Raw genomic sequence first — 19780 nt, forward strand, 5'->3', positions numbered from 1 at the left:
TAGTTATAAAAAAGCCAAGTCGATGAGACTTGGCTTTTTGACTAATTTAGTTGCTTAAGACTATCTTATTCCAAGTAACTCTTACCATTTTCAACAACCATAGTGATGTTGACGTCGGTATATTTACCGTCAGATAAAGTGCTAAAAGCAAATTTATAGATACCATCTGATAGAGTTCCGACTGGAAGTGATGTTAATTTATCTTTTAAGTAGTCTACACGATTATCATTTTTATAATTTTGTCTATCCTCGATTATACTGAAATTTAAGTACTTGATAGAAATGATTAGAGATTTATTGTTGATATGTTTGTTAATATCGATATTGTAAAATCCTGCAATATCTGTATCTCCATTTTCTCTATTTTTTACAGCCTCTTTAATAAGAATACTATCAAATTTTCTTTTGTCAGCTGGTGTAATCTCGACAGAATTATTCTCTAGTAATTTGAAACCAACTGCCTCATTAAGTTTAGTCACTATATCTTCTTTTAGTTTTAGATCACTTATTCTTTCTTCGTAGACCTTTAAGACAAATTCAAATTGTTCAAGTGTAACTTTATCAAATAACTCCCTTTCCGCATCGTTTTCAAGATAGGAACGAATTTCTTCCTTGGCATTTTCATCTAATGTTGTACCGTGTGTTCCATTATGAACATCAGAAACATAAATATAATCGATAAAATTTTCTCCGTTCGATAAAGTCTCTTTATAGAATAAAGTAGTAAGAGTTCCGTTATAAGGCTCATTTAAATGTTCTTTCTCAAGTACTTCGACTTTTCCTTTTAGGCCAAAGTCTTTAAAGTCTTGTACATATTGAACAGTCGGGCCCCATAACGAAACTTTGCTATTCATGATTAACAATGAATTACATAACAAAATGACTATAGTTCCAAAAACAAAACTTGATTTGTTAGAAGACTTGTTATCTTGATTGAGCTTCGTTTTTTGAAAGTTTCCAATAAAGAAGATAATAGAGTATAGGAGACTAACGGTAAACAACATTAGGAAATTATAAATATAATTGAATGGCCACAAACTTAGATATACTATATATGATAATTGTAAGCAGACTCCTATAGTTGCTAAAATTACTTGTATATTACTAGTCTTTTGGACTAGCTGATTATCTTTAAAGCTTGATTTTAATTTCAGGGGATCTCTGAAGGCAAAAAAATTACCTAAAAGGATTAAAGCTATTGCTAAAAAGAATACAGGCGGTAGAATGACAATAGCATAACCTGATGAATAGAAGGGAGCAAAAAGAACTAGATTATAGAGTAAATATCCTAACAAGACCAAGCAAAGTCGTATCAAGCTTATTTTATATGGTTTCATAGGAGAACCTCCTTATTACTGTTAACTGTATTATATCATAACTGGAGAAGAAAAAGAGCGTTTACAAGGAAAGGTCAATTAAAAAAGATAGGCCCTATGACCTATCCTTTTTAATAGTTCAAATATTGTTCAATCTCAGATTTTTGAATTTCACGCCCATATTGACAAATCGGACAAGAAACGAAATAAGTTTTACCATAAGGGAAGAGCGGAATCCAGTAAAGAGTAAACTTACGTCCGTATTCCGTAATTTCCCAAGTACCAACATTGTTACAATGACCACATTCGATAGCAGTTTGAGTATGTCCCAACACTTTTTGGTAACCTTTTGACCCCCAAAATAGAATCATTTTAACATCTCCTTATAGTTAATGGTGTTATTGTTTACTAAAATCGTAGTCTTTAACAATTTCGATACTGTCGATAGTGATAGCAGTAGTTGGTTTGTCTTTTTCATCTTTTTCAGCCTTAGCAATTTTATCTACAACGTCCATCCCATCGATTACTTGACCAAATACTGGGTGTTTTCCATCAAGAGTTGGATTTCCACCTTCTTTGTAGGCTTCGATAATTTTCTTTGGATAGCTATTTGTAGGAAGTTTAGCAGAATAGTCTGTTGTACTTTGGTTGATGAAGAATTGGCTACCATTTGTGCTTGGTTGACCAGTATTGGCCATAGATAGGGAACCACGGATATTATAGAGGTATGGAGAGATTTCATTTTTAAAACCGGTCCCCTTGTCCTTGGTTTTATCCTTATCATGCCAGATAGATTCACCGCCTGTACCATCCCCTTTTGGATCCCCGGTTTGTACCATAAATCCATCAATCACACGGTGGAAGGTAACACCATTGTAGTAGCCTTCCTTAGCGTGAGTAAGGAAGTTTTCAACGGCAAGTGGAGCTAACTTTGGAAAGAGCTTGATGCGGATATCGCCTAGGCTTGTGTGGAGGATAGCTTCAGCCTCATCGTCAGCAACTTCCTTAGAAAGTTGAGGGAAGTTAGCATTTTCGTTAGTTAAGGCGTCTTTTAAGTCAGCAGCTTCTTTGTTTGCAGTTTTTGAACGTTCTTCCTCGGCAATTTTTGTATCAACGTAATCATCCCCACGAAGTGCACGTTGGATGCTTGTACATCCACCGAGGGCAAATGTTGAGATGAGTAGTAGTGTAGCTAGTTTTTTCATGTTATTCCTTTCAAGATTCATTTCTACCATTGTACCCTAAAAGGAAGTGGATTTCAAATTTTCAATTAAGAATATTTATCTAACACATGTAACTTTATAGCTTTACTTACTCCATTTTGTTCATTAGAGTCAGTAACTGCTTTTGCACAAGTTTTGACATCTCTAGGAGCATTCCCCATGGCTATACCTAGCCCTGCGGTTTCAATCATGGGAATATCATTATAATTGTCACCGAGAGTCATAATTGAGGTAAGGGGAAGTTGATAGTAATTTGCTAATTCTAACAGAGCTTGTTTTTTGGATACTTGATTATGTGTAACTTCTAGATAGTTATCTTTAGAGAGATAGAAGTCGGTTTGAGGGAAATCTATTGAGGATAAGGTTTTTTGAAGTTTCTGTATGGTATCCGTATTATCTATCAGCAAAAGTTTATGAACAAGAGTTTTCTCGTCTCTTATAAAATCTGCTAAAGATGTAACTTTTGGACTTTCTCCAGTAATAGTTGCTTCGATTTCTACCCATTCATCAATAGTATTCACAAGCCAATCTTTTCCAGAATAAACATTTATAGAAACTGTCGGGAATTCTTTTTTCAAAAAGTCATGAAGTAAGAGCAATTCGCTTTTATCAATAGAATACTGACTTAGGATTTTATCTCCTAAACTGATGAGTGCTCCATTATAGCAGGCAATAGGACAGTCGGTGATGCCAAGTTCTTTAGAAATTGGAGCTATACCGAGAGGAGATCTAGCAGAAGCTAGAACAAAAGGAATATTACATTGTTTTAAAAGTGGCATCAGTTCTATCAAATAAGAATCTAATTGGTGATTTTTATCCAAAATAGTGCCGTCAATATCACTCATAATTAATTTAATTCTTGACATATTTTGCTCCTTTTTAAAATAGTATTGTTGTTCTACCATCTAAAGATTCTTGTATTTCTACATCAGGCTCTTTATCTGTAATCCAGTAATCAAAATCAGCTAGTTCAGAAAGTATAAAATGAGAGTGTTTGTTTATCTTTCCTGTTTCAGCTAACAAGACGCGAATTTTACTAGTTTTAAATGCTCTTTTTTTCATGAGAACATCTTCTTGATCCTCAAAACTAACTTGTCCGTCTGAAAGACTAGCAGCGCCAAAAAATGCTACATCAAATCTAATTCCCTCTAAAGTATTGGATTCTTCTAGTGAATAATAAAAACGATTCTGTCTATGAAATTTTCCACCGAGAATATGAAAATCGACATTTTCATTATTTCCTAAGATAAGTGCGTTATCTAATGAATGACTGAAAATAGTAACTTTTTTATCTATAATTTTTGCTAACTCAAGTATAGTGGTTGAAACATCAAAGAATATCAGTTGTGAATCAGAAATGAGTTGGGTAGCTAAATGAGCAATTTTCTCTTTTTCTTTAGAAGATTGTTCTGCTCTACCTTGAAAATCAAGAATCCTTTGCTTTTGAATTGGCAATAAACCTCCATGAGTTCTTCTTGCTCGTTTTTCCTTTGCGAGAATTGAAAAATCTCTACGGATGGTATCTTTGGAAACATGGAAATGGTCAACCATTTCTTTTGCTGACAGACTTCCTCTATCCTCTAAAAGTTTTATGATTTCTTCTAATCGTTGTTCTTGGTACATAGGAATTCCTCCTTTTTTTAATACTATACTCTTTTTATAAGCATTTGTCAATAATTGTAATGATTTGTAAGTGTTTTAAAAAATTACAAAAAAATCAACCAGCTTTGGTTGATTAAAGATTCTTTTTAGGATGGAGGTCAATGATTACTTGATGGTCTTTGAGAGCTTGTTCACCTTTTGGAGTTAGTTTATAGCCACGAATCGAAAAGCGGTTAGCTAATTCTTCTTCTGAAAAATGATCATGAAGTGCTTGATTCAATTCGGTGGCCTTCATCTTGGAGAGTCCAGTAACACCCTTCTTTTTAAGGATACTCTTTTTCATAGTAGCATTTAGATGGTAAAGCGAGTCAAAGGCGGTTTCGATAATAGCATATCCTTTTTCAACAAGCGTATCTAAATGTTTTGGGATATCAATGCCATAAGAATTACTATATTTTAAAAGAGCACATTTTCAAAGGATTTTTTCTTTTGGCTTCAATTCCTAATTAATCAATGAACTTAATGCTAGGTCTCGAAAAGAATTATGCTTCCTCTTTCTGTCTGAGTTCAAAGAGGTCTTCTACTTTCAAATCAAAAACTTGAGCAATTTTAAGAGCCATTTCCAGCGAAGGATTGTAACGATTATTTTCCAAGTGCAGAATTGTCTCGCGTCGCATGCCGATGAGGTCGGCTAACTCCTGCTGGGTCATGCCTTTGGACTCACGAACAGATTTGAGATTAGTAATAATCTTGCTTTCTTTGGACATACTTATCCTCTCCGTTCCAAGATAAGATAGACAACCGCAAAGATGAAAATCAAGGCAGCTATGCTAATAAAGATCTGGCCCATGTAAAGACTGAGAGACCCCATATACCCAATAATAACTGCTAGGATCATCAGTGCGCCTAGCATAAAAACAAACATCAAGCTAGCTGCCTTGGCTAAATTAGCATAAAAGCGTTCGTCTGGAGTTTCCTTGACATTTTTCAAAGAGAAAAAACCAAATACAATCACTTCAATAACGAGGCCAATTCCCAAAATCCATTCTTTGATACCAGAACTTTCACTTGGGGTCACTGCCCAAACCCCTACTGTATAAAAAATGCTTGCTGCAAACAAAAGTATCGTGTAAAGCTTAGCAGACAAGTCAAAAATAGTCTTCCCCTTACCCTTCTGAATCTTATGAGGTCGTGGTTTCATATGTAGCCAGCCCCAAATAGCTACAATCTGACTTAACACTGAAATACCAACAATAACTAACTTGGGTCCCCAACTAAGATTAGAACCAAATAAAACAATAAAATCAATAGAGAGAGCTACGGCAATCATTGAAATGAGGCCACGCATTTTTTGACTTTTTTTCATGATAGACTCCTTTTTTGTGTTATAAATATATAACACTTAAATTTATGTTATAAATATATCACACTTAAGTTTAGAAAGCAAGAATTTATGTGTCAATGAGGCAATTATTTGAAAAAAATTTTTAATTAAAGACCTCGCTAGTCAAACAACTAAAGAATTCTTTGAAGTTATGCATCGGATTTGGTTTGGATAGTTTCGTTAATAATATTTGATGATAAAGAATTTTTGGAAAATCTAGATACTGTATGAATCTCTACTTTTTTTCTTAGACTGTTATAAAGTCTATCAGAATAAGCTTTAGGTGTAGAAGTTGATTTTTACAGAAGTGAAGTAAGCATTCAATACGAACAATACATAAGAAAAACGCTGATTTCAAGCGTTTTTCTTTTTTCAATTTCAATACATTTCACTATATTTCAGTCCAAACTCTACCTGTTTCTCTACCTTTTTTAGATAAATATATCATCTGGATATTGAAGTTGAGCCCTGCTATCATTTCGATGACAGGGCTTTTTAATGTTTGGTACACTACCTTCTTATCTATACTTTGATGGAGCTGAAGTTGACATCTACAAAGTTTAATGTTAGAATACATTCAAAAATATATTTGAATGAGGTGTTTTATGATCCAAAATATTGTTACTTCAATAATCCTGTATTCTGGGACAGCCGTAGACTTACTTATTATCCTAATGTTATTTTTTGCCAAAAGAAAAAGCAGAAAAGACATCATTAACATCTATTTAGGACAATTTCTAGGCTCTGTTAGTCTAATATTGCTAAGTTTACTTTTTGCATTTGTCTTAAATTATATTCCTAGTAAAGAGATTTTAGGTTTGCTCGGTTTGATTCCAATTTTCCTAGGCCTCAAAGTTTTGCTTTTAGGAGATTCTGATGGAGAAGCTATTGCAAAAGATGGTTTGCGCAAAGATAATAAAAACCTGATTTTTCTAGTCGCTATGATTACTTTTGCAAGTTGTGGTGCTGACAATATTGGTGTTTTTGTCCCATATTTTATTACCTTAAATTTAGCGAATTTAATAGTGGCTTTGCTTACCTTTCTAGTCATGATTTATCTCTTGGTTTTTTCTGCCCAAAAATTGGCACAAGTCCCTTCTGTTGGAGAAACTTTGGAGAAATATAGCAGATGGTTTATTGCCGTTGTTTATTTAGGATTGGGGATATATATCCTGATTGAAAACAACGTTTTTGACATGCTAAGGACTGTGTTCGGCTAGGAGAAAAAATTATGAAAAAAGATAGTATCTGTCAAGTGGATGTTATAAATCAACAAAATGTTACAACCGCAACGAACTACCTTGAAAAGGAAAAAGTCCAAAAATCACTTCGCATTTTATCAAAATTTACCGATAATAAACAGATAAATATCATCTTTTATCTCCTTGCCGTCGAAGAACTCTGTGTCTGCGATATAGCCTGTTTATTAAATCTCAGTATGGCATCTGCCTCCCACCATCTTCGTAAACTAGCCAATCAAAACATCTTGGACACTAGAAGAGAGGGGAAAATTATATATTATTTTATAAAAGATGAGGAAATCAAAGACTTTTTTAATCAACTAGGATAACAACTATTTTTACTACTTTACCATGATTATATATAGGACTTATCTATGAAATTTTTTGATGAAAATTACTCACAAGAAATACCTACTCGTATCAAATGTTTAAGAAAAAAGTATAATTTAAAGCAAAGCGACCTAGGTAATGCAGGTCAAGTTAGCCAAGTTGAAAAGGAAGAAATCTGAAAGAAAATGTATCTTTGATAGTAGTCATTTATTGTGAAATATGATATATTTATTGATCAGATGGATGAATATTTCTAAAGTTAAATAAAATATGACAGATACATGCTTTATAGTGTATCTTGTTTGTACTCAAAATATGAAGTGACTATCCAATATTTAAGATTAATAAATATTATACGATGAGATAGAATGCTACAAAATGAAAGGCGATGTAATCTGATGAAGAAAGATAGATTAATTGCATTGACAGATGCGGTTCTAGCAATTATAATGACTATCCTAATCTTAGAATTAGAAAAACCAACGACACCAAGTCTTCAAGCTTTTTGGGATTTACGGCAAAATTTCTTTGCTTATTTTCTTTCTTTTTTCTGGTTGGGATCGTTATGGATGGCACTAAACACATTATGGGAAAAGGTTGAGAAAATTTCTCAACAAATTGTTTGGTGGAATTTGTTTCTTTTATTTTTTGTTTCATTTATGCCCTACGCTACTGGAATAGTTAGTAGTCATTTCATGAATCATACGGCACAGCTCTTTTATGGACTGATCGTTATTGTTTCAACGGTAGCAAACTGGTTTTTACATAAAGTAATTGATAAACCCAATATAGATCAGAAAGAATTACTTGAAGCTACCGCACAATATAGAAAGTTATTGATACCTGACCTAATAATTAAAGGAGTGGGATTGATTCTATCCTTAATTCTCTATCCTCCGATTATGATGTATAGTGTTTTAATTGCGGCATTTTACATCATAACTTTAAAAACACTATCTGAAAAAAGAGTGAATAACTAAAAAACGGTGACCAAAGTTAGGTGTATTATTTTAATGCTTACAGACCTAAACGATTCCCCTATTTATAATTTATTGATTCATATTTTATGAAATTAAAAAGTAGATATCGTTCTGAAAATCCTTGATATTACGCTGTTTTTAGTCCAACTGAAACGCATACTTTCCAAACCAGATTTTAAGAAAGATCGTAAAGCATCACAATTATCAAAACGTTAATCAACACGCTTATATCAACGTTTACAGACATTTAAGAATTTTCTCTTGGATGTCTTTTTTTGTCTAGCTAAATTTTACAAATTGGGCAATTTAGGTTACTCAATAATATAAAAAAGATAAAAATTTAAAGTTCGAATTTTAATTTTAAAAAAAGTAATTATTATTGAATATCTGTTCAAACATTCTTTCTTTTATAAGGTTAATATAAGTATATATACTTTAAAAAAGAAGTCAAACATCTTGCTCATAGATTTTTGCATTTTTAAAAAATACAATTTGTCATATAATAATGTGGAAAATTGACGGATTCCTTAAATAATCATATAATACGAATATGTAAACCCTTACATACTATTCTACTTATACTTGATAAAATGCAAGTCCTTGAGGATCTATAAATATATAGACACTCTTCTATTTATAAAGTGAAATAAAGAATCACGGAGAAAGTTTATGGATATTAAAGAGACATTCAACCAGCTAGACAATACAAAATTTAATGATTTCAATAATCGCCTTGAAGGTTTTGAGAAACTTTTTAAAGACAAATATTATTTTACCCATCCCGAAGATTTTAGCTCAATCTTTAGCATTTTGGTAAAGTATGGAAAAAGTACAAGTAAATATATTTTATCGAAAGGAGAGATATATGAGTGAAATAGTTATTAATGCTCAGAATTTATCTAAAAATTTTTATAATTTTGATTCAAGACTCCCATTTATCAAGAGATTTTTGAAACGTAATCAAATAACGATTCGAGCTGTTCAAGATATTAGTTTTACGATTAAGAGAGGGAGTATAGTTGGCTTTATTGGGAGTAATGGAGCTGGTAAATCCACAACGATTAAAATGTTGACTGGGACTCTTTATCCTAGTTCCGGAAAATTAGAAGTGAATGGAGAAATTCCATTTAAAAGAAGTATAAATTTTAGAAAAAAAATTTCAATAGTAGTAGGAAATAAATTACAGTTATTTCAAGATGTTTCGGCTATGGATTATTTTCAATTGATTGGTACTTTATATGAGGTAGAACCGGCGATTTTACAAGAACGAATTCAGGAATTAAGCAATTTGTTGAATGTAAAAGATCAGCTTTACCAGCAGGTCCGGACCCTCTCTCTTGGACAAAAAATGAAAATGGAGTTTATCGCGGCATCTTTAACAAGTCCGGAAATATTATTTTTAGACGAGCCTACTATAGGGTTAGATATACAGTCTAAAAAAGATATCAGAACATTTTTAAAGAAAATGAATGAAGAATGTCATACTACTATTATTTTAACGAGTCATGATATGGATGATATTTCGTCTGTTTGTGACGAATTAATCGTCATTGACAAAGGAAAAATTATTTTGCAGGAGTCAATGGATGTTATTTTATCTAAATTTTCTGATTTTAAATATTTAAAGATAAAAATGACATTAGATTTGGTACCAGAGTTATGCTCTGTTAAAGGAGTAGTAGTCATTTCTCAAACAAAATCGGAATGTATACTAAAAATACCTAGAGATTTTGTCTTTGAGACATTAGAATCAATCAATAAGCTTGTAGATATAGAAGATTTTGAAATATCAAATCTTTCTTTAGAAGAAATTATTTTACAAAACTATTTTACAAAAAAGGAGCACAATTGAAAAAAGAAATGTCTATTATTCTGATATCATTTCGATCTATTTTGAACTATAAATCAAGTGTACTATTGTTAATGTTACAGGCAAGTATACAAATTATGATATCAGTATTTTTATGGACGTATATATATCAGAGTAACCAGATAAATATAGCAGGATATGATTTTACCTCAATGGTTCAATACTATTTGGGGACTATAATTTTTTCATATTTTGTTTTTTATCCAGTTGATTGGGAAATCAATGACGATGTTCATTCAGGAAATTTTTTTAGCATATTAATAAAACCTGTTACTTTTTATAAGTATTATTTTTGTAAAATGCTTGGAGATAGGCTTGCTCATTTATTATTTATCATCATTCCTGTCATTTTATTCTCCAGTGTTTATTACAAGAATGAGTTATTAACCATTGAAATTCTTATTTTAGGAAGTATTGCAATTATTCTATCTATGGTTCTATGGTTTTTAATATCATGTTGTGTAGGTATGCTTTCTTTTTGGTTAGAAAATATATTTTTTGTCCTTACTGTTAAAGAAATAGTAATTCAGTTTTTATCAGGAATATTATTGCCTTTAAGTTTTTTTTCAAATAATTTTCGTCTGTTTTTAGATGTATTACCTTTTAAATACTTAGTATATGAACCGCTTCAGATGTTTAGTAATGATACATATAAATTAATAGACTATTTGAGAATTATTTGTATTCAATTGATTTGGTGCATCATTTTTTATATTATATCAAGATTCATATTGAGAAAAGGAGTGGAGCACTTCTCAAATGTGGGAGGATAAAATGTTTAGAATAAAAGTAATTTTTAGGCTACTTCATTTTGGTTTTAAATCTGATATGAATTTTCATTTTGACTTCTTTTGTGGTCTATTTTCGTCGATACTGTGGATTGGTTTACCTATTGTATTTTTTAGATTGATTTTCTTAAACATAGACTCTTTTAATGGTTGGGACTATTATCAAATTTTATTTTTGGTAGGTTCCTACACTATTGTAGATGGAGTTATGATGGGATTGTTAATTAGAAGTATGGGAATTTTAGAATCAGATATTTTGAGTGGTAACTTGGATCAAATTTTATTGAGGCCGTTTGATACTCAGTTGTTCTATATTTTTAGATCATTTAATTTAGTTCAATTCGTGAATACTTTTTTTGGTCTTGCGATCATTTTTATAAGTTATGGAAATTTAAATGTACATTTAAATTCATTAAAAATATTATTTTATATCCTTTCTTTAATGTGTGGTTGTATTATATATTATTCAATTTGGTTTCTAATAACGATTAGTTCATTTTGGTTCCCAACTAAATTTTCAAAAGTAGATGTATTTTTGAATTATATTGGAATTTCTAAGTATCCATATAATATTTTTACAGGTATTAACAGATTGATCACTATGTTATTTGTTCCCAATTTATTAATTGCCAATCCTGCAGTATTAATATTTTTAGGGAAAGATACATTGAACCTATTTTTCTATCAAATAGTTTTTACAGTTTTTTTGATTATTATCAGTCGTACAATTTTTAGAAAAGGATTGAAAAAATATGAAAGTGCAGGAAGATAAACAATGTTGTTCAGTTATATGTTTGACTAAAGGAAGTGATTCGCTGTACTTTGTTTTGTGGTCATTGAAACATCAGATAATTATAAACTATAATTTAAAGAATAGTATTATTAACTTATAGGTGCTAAGAAAAAATTTAAAGAAATTCCCTCATTCAATCAAACTTATTCATATTTTTTAAAATAAGAAAATAGTTGGATTTTGATGATGGTTGATATAAAGCTAAACTGAAAGTACCTGAAATCCAACTGTGTCAAACCAGGTCTTAAGAAAGCTCGTAAAGCTAGGTAGTTCTCTAAACGTTAAGAACTAGCTACAATACAGCATTTACAACACTTCATGGTTCACACCATGGGGTGTTTTTGATGATTTTAAGCAAAATTCACACCATTTAATTGAAAGTTATTTAAATTAGATGAAAATTTGTTTGCTGAAAAAGTGGGAAAACATTGATTTTAAGCGAATTTTGAAACATATTCGAATGGGAGTTTTTAAAATCATGTTTCGGTTGTAAAAGTGCCAAGCTGGACTCTCCATAGGAGGGTGATATCATCTGCTAATAGATTGTCTTCTAGTAGTTTCATTTTGCGTTTTGGGACAGGTTTAGGGCCTTCCATATCAAGATTAGGAAAGATATAGGGCTTGACAGGGTAGTCTTTATAGACAGTATCAAAAGTAGTATTCATAAATTTTTTCTTTCTAATTTATCCCTATTAGTCTAATAAATTTCTAAAAAATTTAAAAATTTTAAAGTCTGTCAAGTTTTTTTCTTGACACCTCTCAGAAATCTGTTATAATAGAACATGTGCTAAATAGCTTAGCTATTTCACCGAAATAAAAAATAAAAGAAAAGAGATATTAAAAATGGCAGTAAAAATCCGTTTGACTCGTATGGGTTCTAAGAAAAAACCTTTCTACCGTATTAACGTAGCAGATTCACGTTCACCACGTGACGGACGTTTCATCGAAACAGTTGGAACTTACAACCCACTTGTTGAAGAAAACCAAGTAACTTTGAAAGAAGACCGTATTTTGGCATGGTTGGCTGATGGAGCTCAACCTTCAGATACAGTTCGCAACATCCTTTCAAAAGAAGGCGTATTGAAGAAATTCCACGATTCTAAATTCTCAAAATAAGTTTAAAGTAGGTTGACAGATGGATACGATTGAAAATCTCATTATTGCAATTGTGAAACCTTTGATTTCACAACCAGATGCCTTAACTATCAAGATTGAAGATACACCAGAATTTTTGGAATATCATTTGGATCTTGACCAGAGCGATGTGGGTCGTGTAATCGGTCGTAAGGGTCGCACTATTTCTGCGATAAGAACGATTGTCTACTCTGTCCCAACTGAAGACAAAAAAGTAAGAATCGTTATTGACGAAAAATAAGAAAAGCGGGACATGGTCTCGCTTTTTTTGCAAGGAGCAGGATATGAAGGATTTAACAGTTAGACAACTAGAGGAATACTTACTTGACCATTATCAAGAATCTAGAACAGAAGAAGGACTTTTTATAAAACTAGTTGAAGAAGTTGGAGAAGTCGCTGAGGTTTTAAATGGACGTTCAGGTAGAAAAGAAGGTGTCCAAGATTCAAACGAAGAATTAGCAAAGGAATTGGCAGATATCATTCACTACACAGTGGCAATTGCAGCAATCAACGATATTGACCTAACGAAGACTATTTTTGAAAAAGATAAAAAGGCAGCCATCAAGTATCAGCATGAACAAGATTTGGAAGGATTTTTAGAAAAAAACCTTCCATAGTTCCTCCCTTTCTCCAACTTGTGAAAATCCCTGTAACATGATAAAATAAAGGGAGAAACAGATTCAGGAGACAAGATGAACTACTTTAACGTTGGGAAAATCGTCAATACGCAAGGTTTGCAGGGTGAAATGCGAGTCTTGTCAGTGACAGATTTTGCTGAAGAACGCTTTAAAAAAGGGGCAGAGTTAGCCTTATTTGATGAAAAAGATCAATTTGTGCGCACAGTGGTCATTGCAAGCCACCGTAAACAAAAAAACTTCGATATCATCAAGTTTAAAGATATGTACCATATCAATGATATCGAAAAATACAAGGGTTACAGTCTGAAGGTTGCAGAGGAGAATCTCAATGACCTCGATGAAGGTGAGTTTTACTACCACGAGATTATCGGTTTAGAAGTCTATGAGGGAGATAACTTGATTGGAACTATCAAGGAAATCCTTCAGCCAGGCGCCAATGATGTCTGGGTAGTCAAACGAAAAGGCAAACGAGACCTACTCTTACCTTATATCCCGCCTGTAGTTCTTAATATAGATATTCCTAATAACCGTGTGGATGTTGAACTCTTAGAAGGGTTAGACGATGAAGATTGATATTTTAACTCTCTTTCCAGAAATGTTCACACCCTTAGAACATTCCATCGTTGGCAAGGCTCGTGAAAAAGGGCTCTTAGAAATCCACTATCATAATTTTCGTGACTACGCTGAAAAGGCCCGTCATGTGGATGATGAACCTTATGGAGGTGGTCAGGGGATGCTCCTTCGAGCGCAACCTATCTTTGACGCCTTTGATGCGATTGAAAAAAAGAAGCCGCGCGTGATCCTCTTAGACCCTGCTGGGAAGCAGTTTGACCAATCTTATGCTGAGGATTTGGCGCAAGAAGAAGAGCTTATCTTCATCTGTGGTCACTACGAAGGTTATGATGAGCGCATTAAGACCTTGGTAACCGATGAGATATCTCTTGGAGATTATGTCTTGACTGGTGGAGAACTAGCAGCGATGACCATGATTGATGTGACTGTTCGCTTGATTCCAGAAGTTATTGGGAAGGAAGCAAGTCACCAAGATGATAGCTTTTCATCAGGACTCTTGGAATATCCTCAGTACACAAGACCTTACGATTATCGTGGAATGCTAGTTCCAGATGTTCTTATGAGTGGACACCATGAAAACATACGTCAATGGCGACTCTATGAGAGTCTCAAGAAAACCTACCAACGTAGACCTGATTTGCTGGAAGAGTATGAACTGACAGCAGAAGAAGAGAAAATGTTAGCAGAAATTAAAGAAAATAACAATTAAAAGGAGAAAACTATGCAAGTAATTAAACGTGATGGACAAGTCGCTGATTTTGATCCAGATAAAATCTACCAAGCTATCCTTAAGGCGGCTCAGACAGTCTATGTTTTGACTGATGATTTGCGCCAAAATCTAGCTCAAGTTACTAAAAAGGTTGTTTTGGATTTAGAAGAAGCAAAAGTAGAACGTGCAACGATCAGTATGATTCAATCAATGGTTGAGCACCGCTTACTTGGTGCTGGCTACATTACAATCGCAGAACACTATATCTCTTACCGTTTGCAACGTGATTTGGAGAGAAGTGGTTACGGCGATCACATCGCTGTTCACCTTCATTTTGAACAAATTCGCTAAGATAAAAAGAGTGAGATGATAGAAGCATCTCACTCTTTCTTAAATCTTCTTTTTTGGGCCGTTTGGATAGTAGAAGGAACGAAAGTTACTCTTCGAATATCCGACACTCGAATAATACGGCTGACGTTTTTAGCGAAATTTTTAACGATAATTTGTTGGCGGTCAGTATCATACTTGATAATATCGCCTGTAAAACTTGACTCAGCAAAAATGATGTGTACAGCTGTTTTTTTAGCTAAGGCTTCTTCAAGTCTAGCAATTAGGGGATCGCTTTTTTCAGGAATGAAATCTTCATGTCCATTGACAAAATCATGGACTTTTTGTACAGCCTGTTTTAATAAATCTTTCATTCCGGCCTCCCTTCTTTACATCATTATATAAAAATTTTATGAAATCTACAAGATTTTTCGAATAATCAATTGAGAACAAAAAGGAGAAGAACATGGCAGAATTTACATTTGAAATCGAAGAACACTTACTCACTCTATCTGAAAACGAAAAAGGATGGACCAAAGAAATCAATCGTGTCAGCTTTAATGGTGCACCAGCAAAGTTTGACATTCGAAGCTGGAGTCCCGACCACACCAAGATGGGGAAAGGAATTACCCTCTCAAATGAAGAATTTCAAATCATGGTGGATGCTTTTAAGAATCAATAAACTTTCATCTAAGATTCATTAAAAAGAGGCTAGGGAAATTCCCGGCCTCTTTTATTTGCTTGAAAAATAAGCTTGTGTACGAAGACGTTGGAGTAGTGGTCGGCTGATGAAGCTAATGGCCACAATTTTGGCAAGATCAGGTATGATAAAAGGAATAACGCCGACAGCCAGTGCTTTATCAAAAGGCATCCCAGCTAAGAAGTGGAGACTGAGAATACCACCTACAAAGACAAGTGAATCTCCCAAGAGATTTGCAAAGAAAATACGTAGAACACCACTATTGGTGTGAATGAGATAGGAAGCAAGCCCTGCATAGACAAGATCGAACCAAAGATAACCAGCGCTTGGTCCAACTAATACTTGAAATCCAGCTCCACCGTTAGCAAAGACCGGAAGTCCAATAGCCCCAAGTAAGAGATAGAGTCCGACAGAGAGAACAGCTTCCCTTGGTCTAAAAACAGTAGCGATGAGTCCAATAGCAAAGTTTTGCAGAGTGAAAGGAACTGGACCAATCGGCATACTAATTTGGGCCAATACTGCAATCAGTGCAGCGCCGATAGCTGGGATAGCGTAAATGTGTGCTTTTTTCAAAATAGTTAACCTCTTCTATAAATTATAGTAACTATTATACTGAATGAGATATAAATGTCAACCTATTTTAAAATAAAAGGTTACAAATCTGTAACGGCCGATTTAGAGTAAAAAAGAGACCAAGGGGTCTCTCTTTTCTTTTAACGCATGGTCACAAATTCTTCTGAACCTGTAGGATGGATAGCGACAGTAGCATCAAAGTCTGCTTTTGTAGCTCCCATCTTGATAGCAACTGCGAAACCTTGAATCATTTCATCGACGCCATAGCCGATACCATGAAGGCCAACTACCTTTTCGTCTGCACCAGCTGTTACGAGCTTGAAGCGAGCTTCTTGACGGTGACTAGTAACGGCAGAATACATAGATGCAAATTTTGAAGTATAGACTTTAACGTTTTCTTGGCCGTACTCTTTGATAGCTTCTTCTTCAGTCAGACCGACTGTTCCGATTGCTGGGTGTGAGAAAACTACAGTTGGAATAGTCGTGTAGTCCATTTTAGCATTGGTCTTACCGTTGAAAAGTCTTTCTGAGAGTGTACGACCAGCCTTGATAGCGACAGGAGTCAGCTCTTTTTCACCAGTTACATCTCCAAGAGCGTAGATTCCATCAACGACCGTATTTTGGTATTCATCAACCTGGATAAAGCCGCGTTCATTGAGGGTAACACCAGCTTTTTCGAGTTGAAGTCCTTCAACATTTGGACGGCGACCAGTTGCCCAGATAACTTGACTGGCAGTGTGGCTGCTACCATCTTCAAAATGAATCCTAATGCCTTCTTCAGTTTTTTCAAGTTTTGCTGGAACCTTATGGGTGTGGAGGTTTAGTCCTGTATTTTCCATTTCTTGAACTAGACTCTCAACGATATAGCTATCAAATCCACGTAGCGGACGTTCACGGCGTACAAATAAATCGGTCTGAACACCAAGTGTATGGAGTACACCAGCCAATTCTACAGCAATGTAACCAGCACCTAGAATAGCTACCGATTCAGGCAACTCTTCCCAGGCGAAGACATCATCTGAGCTACCACCTAGTTCAGCACCAGGAATAGCAGGGATATGAGGATGAGCTCCAGTCGCAATCACGATATGCTTAGCGTGGAGCAATTCGCCATTAACGCTGACAGTATGAGCATCGACAAACTCGGCACGTCCTTCAATCAAATCAACTCCATTACGCTTGAAGCTTCCATCATAAGACGAGCGAGCACGGTCAATATAGGCTTCACGATTCTTACGAAGAGTTGCATAATCAAATTCGTTACCAGTATTTGTGAATCCATAGTCAGGTCCATATTTGTGGATACTCTCTGCAATTTGGGCTCCATACCACATGATTTTTTTAGGGACACATCCGAGGTTGACACAAGTGCCACCTAATTTCTTTTCCTCAATAACTGCAGCTTTAGCACCATGTTCGCCAGCACGATTCATGGTAGCAATTCCCCCGCTACCTCCACCAATGGCAATAATGTCATATTCTCTCATAAGAAAGCTCCTTTACTTGTTTTCTAGTCATATTCTATCTTTTTTTGAAAGTCAATGCAAAAATCTGCTACGCTTAAATTTCTTAAGAAAATGCTTGCAAAAATAAAAAAGAAGTTGTATTATATAACTAACACAACAATAAAAGATTTGGCAATTATTTTTGGATGGTCAGAAAGCAATTGTCCATTTTTATGACTTGTGCTATAATCTTAATATATGTTTATAAAAGAGGTATGGATATGAAAAAGAAGTCAAAAGCTAAAAAATGGCCCCTATTTACAGCTATAGGAGTTACGTCAGTTCTTGTAGTAGGAGCAGCTGCTGTCCTTCTATTGAGACAACCAAATCAAGCTGCAACACAAGACGAAACTGCAAAAATCGTTCTTGCCAAAGAGGGGTCAGTGGCTTCATCGGTTCTCTTATCTGGTACCGTAACAGCTCAAAACGAGCAATATGTTTATTATGATGCTAGTAAAGGTGACTTGGATGAGGTTTCGGTCTCTGTCGGAGATAAGGTAAGTGAAGGCCAAGCTCTTGTTAAGTATAGTAGTACTGAAGCTCAGGCTGCTTATGATGCAGCCAGTCGTGCAGTTGCGAAAGCTGACCGTCATATCAATGAATTGAATGAGGCTCGAAATACTGCTACAGCAACACCTGTGCTCCCTCAAGCAGGGATTGAAGGCGCTACGGACCAAACCCAAGCACAATCTTCTACATCAGCTACAGCTTCTATCGATTCACAAATCAGTGATGCGCGTGATGTTCGTGCAGACGCAGCAGCGCAACTTGAAAAAGCCCAGGCACAGTTGGATGCCGCTACAGTTTTGAGTACAGTAGAAGGTACCGTTGTTGAAGTCAATCGCAATGTTTCAAAATCTCCAACAGGAAATAGCCAAGTATTGGTACATATCGTTAGTAACGACAACTTGCAGGTCAAGGGAGAACTTTCTGAATACAATCTTGCAAATCTATCTGTAGGCCAAGAAGTTACCTTTACTTCAAAGGTTTACCCAGATAAAACTTGGAATGGTAAGATTAGCTATATTTCAAATTATCCAAAGAACAGTAGTGAAGCAAGCAGTAGCTTAGCTGGTTCAAACTCAGGATCTAAATACCCATATACGGTCGATGTAACTAGTGAAATTGGCGATTTGAAACAAGGTTTTTCTGTCAGTGTCGAAGTGAAAAGTATGAGTAAAGCATTGCTTGTTCCTATTACAAGTATCGTCATGGAAGAAGATAAAAACTATGTTTGGATTCTTGATGAAAATCAAAAGGCCAAAAAGGTTGAAGTTGGATTGGGCAATGCAGATGCAGAAAACCAAGAAATCACATCTGGTCTGACAGATGGAGCAAAAGTCATCAGTAATCCGACAGCTTCCTTGCAAGAAGGAAAAGAGGTGAAGACTGATGAAGCAACTAATTAGCCTCAAAAATATCTGCCGTAGTTATCGAAATGGTGATCAAGAGCTTCAAGTTCTCAAAAACATTAACCTTGAAGTTCACGAGGGAGAATTCGTGGCTATCATGGGACCATCTGGTTCTGGTAAGTCCACCCTCATGAATACTATTGGTATGTTGGATACCCCTACAAGTGGTCAGTATTTTCTAGACGGAAAAGAAGTGGCTGGTTTGGGTGAAAAACAATTAGCCAAGGTGCGAAATCAAGAGATTGGCTTTGTCTTTCAGCAATTCTTTCTCTTGTCCAAAATGAATGCTCTCCAGAATGTCGAACTTCCCTTGATTTATGCGGGGGTTCCTGCTTCAAAACGGCGTAAACTAGCTGAGGAATATCTAGAAAAAGTAGAATTAACTGATAGAAGCCATCACTTGCCATCGGAGTTGTCTGGGGGGCAGAAACAAAGGGTTGCCATTGCACGAGCTCTTGTCAACAATCCTTCTATCATCTTAGCCGATGAACCAACAGGAGCTCTGGATACCAAAACGGGTAATCAGATCATGCAACTCTTGGTTGAATTAAACAAAGAAGGAAAAACCATCATTATGGTAACGCATGAGCCTGAAATTGCCGCTTATGCGAAGCGTCAAATCGTCATCCGCGATGGAGTCATTTCGTCTGATAGTGTCCAATTAGAAAAGGAGGAAAACTAA

The 19780-nt window shown here is 34.7% G+C and carries 30 protein-coding genes; 17 read left to right on the forward strand and 13 right to left on the reverse strand.

The annotated features are described in order from the left end of the window. Positions 1-65: 65 nt before the first annotated feature. From QM923_RS01185 to QM923_RS01225, 9 genes are all read right to left on the reverse strand, one after another. Positions 66-1337: a hypothetical protein gene (locus tag QM923_RS01185; protein ID WP_414290561.1), complete on the reverse strand. Its 1272-nt coding sequence runs from the start codon at positions 1335-1337 to the stop codon at positions 66-68. 110 nt (positions 1338-1447) lie between these two features. Beyond that, positions 1448-1687, reverse strand: a complete 240-nt coding sequence (locus QM923_RS01190) for a zinc-ribbon domain-containing protein (protein WP_414290562.1) — start codon at positions 1685-1687, stop codon at positions 1448-1450. A 27-nt stretch (positions 1688-1714) separates the two neighbouring features. Beyond that, entirely contained in the window at positions 1715-2521 is an 807-nt protein-coding gene (locus QM923_RS01195; protein ID WP_414290563.1) for a peptidylprolyl isomerase, read from the reverse strand. 65 nt (positions 2522-2586) lie between these two features. Then, the gene (locus tag QM923_RS01200; protein ID WP_004253054.1) at positions 2587-3405 is read right to left on the reverse strand and encodes a Cof-type HAD-IIB family hydrolase; all 819 of its coding nucleotides are present in this window, start codon (positions 3403-3405) and stop codon (positions 2587-2589) included. Positions 3406-3418: 13 nt separating this feature from the next. Then, positions 3419-4162 carry a DeoR/GlpR family DNA-binding transcription regulator gene (locus QM923_RS01205; RefSeq protein WP_004253055.1) on the reverse strand — a complete coding sequence of 248 codons (744 nt, stop codon included), beginning with the start codon at positions 4160-4162 and terminating at the stop codon, positions 3419-3421. Positions 4163-4274: 112 nt separating this feature from the next. Further along, positions 4275-4484 carry a hypothetical protein gene (locus QM923_RS01210; protein ID WP_004253056.1) on the reverse strand — a complete coding sequence of 70 codons (210 nt, stop codon included), beginning with the start codon at positions 4482-4484 and terminating at the stop codon, positions 4275-4277. Positions 4485-4683: 199 nt separating this feature from the next. Then, positions 4684-4908, reverse strand: coding sequence for a helix-turn-helix transcriptional regulator (locus QM923_RS01215; protein ID WP_414290564.1), 225 nt, complete (start codon positions 4906-4908; stop codon positions 4684-4686). Between the two features lie 2 nt (positions 4909-4910). Continuing rightward, positions 4911-5507: a DUF3796 domain-containing protein gene (locus tag QM923_RS01220; protein WP_414290565.1), complete on the reverse strand. Its 597-nt coding sequence runs from the start codon at positions 5505-5507 to the stop codon at positions 4911-4913. A gap of 409 nt (positions 5508-5916) precedes the next feature. Continuing rightward, positions 5917-6102, reverse strand: coding sequence for a FanG protein (locus QM923_RS01225; protein ID WP_414290566.1), 186 nt, complete (start codon positions 6100-6102; stop codon positions 5917-5919). A 28-nt stretch (positions 6103-6130) separates the two neighbouring features. Here QM923_RS01225 and QM923_RS01230 point away from each other — a divergent pair, with 28 nt between their 5' ends. From QM923_RS01230 to QM923_RS01265, 8 genes are all read left to right on the forward strand, one after another. Beyond that, complete coding sequence (locus tag QM923_RS01230) at positions 6131-6745, forward strand: CadD family cadmium resistance transporter (RefSeq protein ID WP_414290567.1); 615 nt, start codon at positions 6131-6133, stop codon at positions 6743-6745. Positions 6746-6756: 11 nt separating this feature from the next. After that, on the forward strand, positions 6757-7095 hold the full coding sequence (gene cadX / locus QM923_RS01235) for a Cd(II)/Zn(II)-sensing metalloregulatory transcriptional regulator CadX (RefSeq protein WP_002889640.1): 339 nt from the start codon (positions 6757-6759) through the stop codon (positions 7093-7095). Positions 7096-7140: 45 nt separating this feature from the next. Continuing rightward, a complete protein-coding gene (locus tag QM923_RS01240; RefSeq protein ID WP_000667627.1) occupies positions 7141-7275 on the forward strand; it encodes a hypothetical protein in 135 nt (44 codons plus the stop codon). Between the two features lie 219 nt (positions 7276-7494). Continuing rightward, the gene (locus QM923_RS01245) at positions 7495-8076 is read left to right on the forward strand and encodes a TMEM175 family protein (RefSeq protein WP_014633791.1); all 582 of its coding nucleotides are present in this window, start codon (positions 7495-7497) and stop codon (positions 8074-8076) included. Between the two features lie 669 nt (positions 8077-8745). After that, positions 8746-8949 (forward strand): hypothetical protein, encoded by a 204-nt coding sequence (locus QM923_RS01250; RefSeq protein ID WP_003010127.1) that lies wholly within the window; start codon positions 8746-8748, stop codon positions 8947-8949. Next, a complete protein-coding gene (locus QM923_RS01255) occupies positions 8942-9928 on the forward strand; it encodes an ABC transporter ATP-binding protein (protein ID WP_003010129.1) in 987 nt (328 codons plus the stop codon). Before QM923_RS01250 ends, QM923_RS01255 begins: the two co-directional genes overlap by 8 nt. Continuing rightward, the gene (locus tag QM923_RS01260; protein ID WP_003013825.1) at positions 9925-10719 is read left to right on the forward strand and encodes an ABC transporter permease; all 795 of its coding nucleotides are present in this window, start codon (positions 9925-9927) and stop codon (positions 10717-10719) included. Before QM923_RS01255 ends, QM923_RS01260 begins: the two co-directional genes overlap by 4 nt. A gap of 1 nt (position 10720) precedes the next feature. Then, a complete protein-coding gene (locus QM923_RS01265; protein ID WP_003013947.1) occupies positions 10721-11506 on the forward strand; it encodes an ABC transporter permease in 786 nt (261 codons plus the stop codon). 497 nt (positions 11507-12003) lie between these two features. On the opposite strand, the gene QM923_RS01270 is transcribed toward QM923_RS01265, so the two are convergent. Beyond that, entirely contained in the window at positions 12004-12192 is a 189-nt protein-coding gene (locus tag QM923_RS01270; RefSeq protein WP_414290568.1) for a hypothetical protein, read from the reverse strand. A gap of 178 nt (positions 12193-12370) precedes the next feature. On the opposite strand from QM923_RS01270, the gene rpsP reads away from it, so the two are divergent. The 6 genes from rpsP to QM923_RS01300 all read left to right on the forward strand — a co-directional run bounded on the left by rpsP (position 12371) and on the right by QM923_RS01300 (position 14932). Next, positions 12371-12643, forward strand: coding sequence for a 30S ribosomal protein S16 (gene rpsP, locus QM923_RS01275; protein ID WP_004253064.1), 273 nt, complete (start codon positions 12371-12373; stop codon positions 12641-12643). A gap of 19 nt (positions 12644-12662) precedes the next feature. Then, positions 12663-12902 carry an RNA-binding protein KphA gene (gene kphA / locus QM923_RS01280; RefSeq protein ID WP_000379617.1) on the forward strand — a complete coding sequence of 80 codons (240 nt, stop codon included), beginning with the start codon at positions 12663-12665 and terminating at the stop codon, positions 12900-12902. Positions 12903-12945: 43 nt separating this feature from the next. After that, the gene (locus QM923_RS01285) at positions 12946-13278 is read left to right on the forward strand and encodes a MazG nucleotide pyrophosphohydrolase domain-containing protein (RefSeq protein WP_414290569.1); all 333 of its coding nucleotides are present in this window, start codon (positions 12946-12948) and stop codon (positions 13276-13278) included. 75 nt (positions 13279-13353) lie between these two features. Next, entirely contained in the window at positions 13354-13872 is a 519-nt protein-coding gene (gene rimM, locus QM923_RS01290; protein ID WP_016465641.1) for a ribosome maturation factor RimM, read from the forward strand. Then, a complete protein-coding gene (gene trmD, locus QM923_RS01295) occupies positions 13862-14581 on the forward strand; it encodes a tRNA (guanosine(37)-N1)-methyltransferase TrmD (RefSeq protein ID WP_414290570.1) in 720 nt (239 codons plus the stop codon). Before rimM ends, trmD begins: the two co-directional genes overlap by 11 nt. 12 nt (positions 14582-14593) lie before the next feature. Further along, entirely contained in the window at positions 14594-14932 is a 339-nt protein-coding gene (locus QM923_RS01300; protein ID WP_004253071.1) for an ATP cone domain-containing protein, read from the forward strand. Between the two features lie 29 nt (positions 14933-14961). On the opposite strand, the gene QM923_RS01305 is transcribed toward QM923_RS01300, so the two are convergent. Continuing rightward, positions 14962-15282 (reverse strand): hypothetical protein, encoded by a 321-nt coding sequence (locus QM923_RS01305; RefSeq protein WP_414290571.1) that lies wholly within the window; start codon positions 15280-15282, stop codon positions 14962-14964. A 92-nt stretch (positions 15283-15374) separates the two neighbouring features. On the opposite strand from QM923_RS01305, the gene QM923_RS01310 reads away from it, so the two are divergent. After that, the gene (locus QM923_RS01310; protein ID WP_004253080.1) at positions 15375-15590 is read left to right on the forward strand and encodes a YdbC family protein; all 216 of its coding nucleotides are present in this window, start codon (positions 15375-15377) and stop codon (positions 15588-15590) included. Between the two features lie 51 nt (positions 15591-15641). Here the strand turns inward: QM923_RS01310 and QM923_RS01315 are convergent, their stop codons facing one another. Then, positions 15642-16181, reverse strand: coding sequence for a biotin transporter BioY (locus tag QM923_RS01315; protein ID WP_414290572.1), 540 nt, complete (start codon positions 16179-16181; stop codon positions 15642-15644). Positions 16182-16321: 140 nt separating this feature from the next. Next, a complete protein-coding gene (gene gor / locus QM923_RS01320; RefSeq protein WP_414290573.1) occupies positions 16322-17668 on the reverse strand; it encodes a glutathione-disulfide reductase in 1347 nt (448 codons plus the stop codon). A 239-nt stretch (positions 17669-17907) separates the two neighbouring features. On the opposite strand from gor, the gene QM923_RS01325 reads away from it, so the two are divergent. Together QM923_RS01325 and QM923_RS01330 are read left to right on the forward strand one after the other, a co-directional pair. After that, on the forward strand, positions 17908-19095 hold the full coding sequence (locus QM923_RS01325) for an efflux RND transporter periplasmic adaptor subunit (protein WP_414290574.1): 1188 nt from the start codon (positions 17908-17910) through the stop codon (positions 19093-19095). Next, positions 19079-19780 (forward strand): ABC transporter ATP-binding protein, encoded by a 702-nt coding sequence (locus tag QM923_RS01330; protein ID WP_414290575.1) that lies wholly within the window; start codon positions 19079-19081, stop codon positions 19778-19780. Before QM923_RS01325 ends, QM923_RS01330 begins: the two co-directional genes overlap by 17 nt.

Origin of the sequence: Streptococcus infantis, from assembly GCF_047463275.1 — a bacterium.
Taxonomy (GTDB): domain Bacteria; phylum Bacillota; class Bacilli; order Lactobacillales; family Streptococcaceae; genus Streptococcus; species Streptococcus infantis_AF.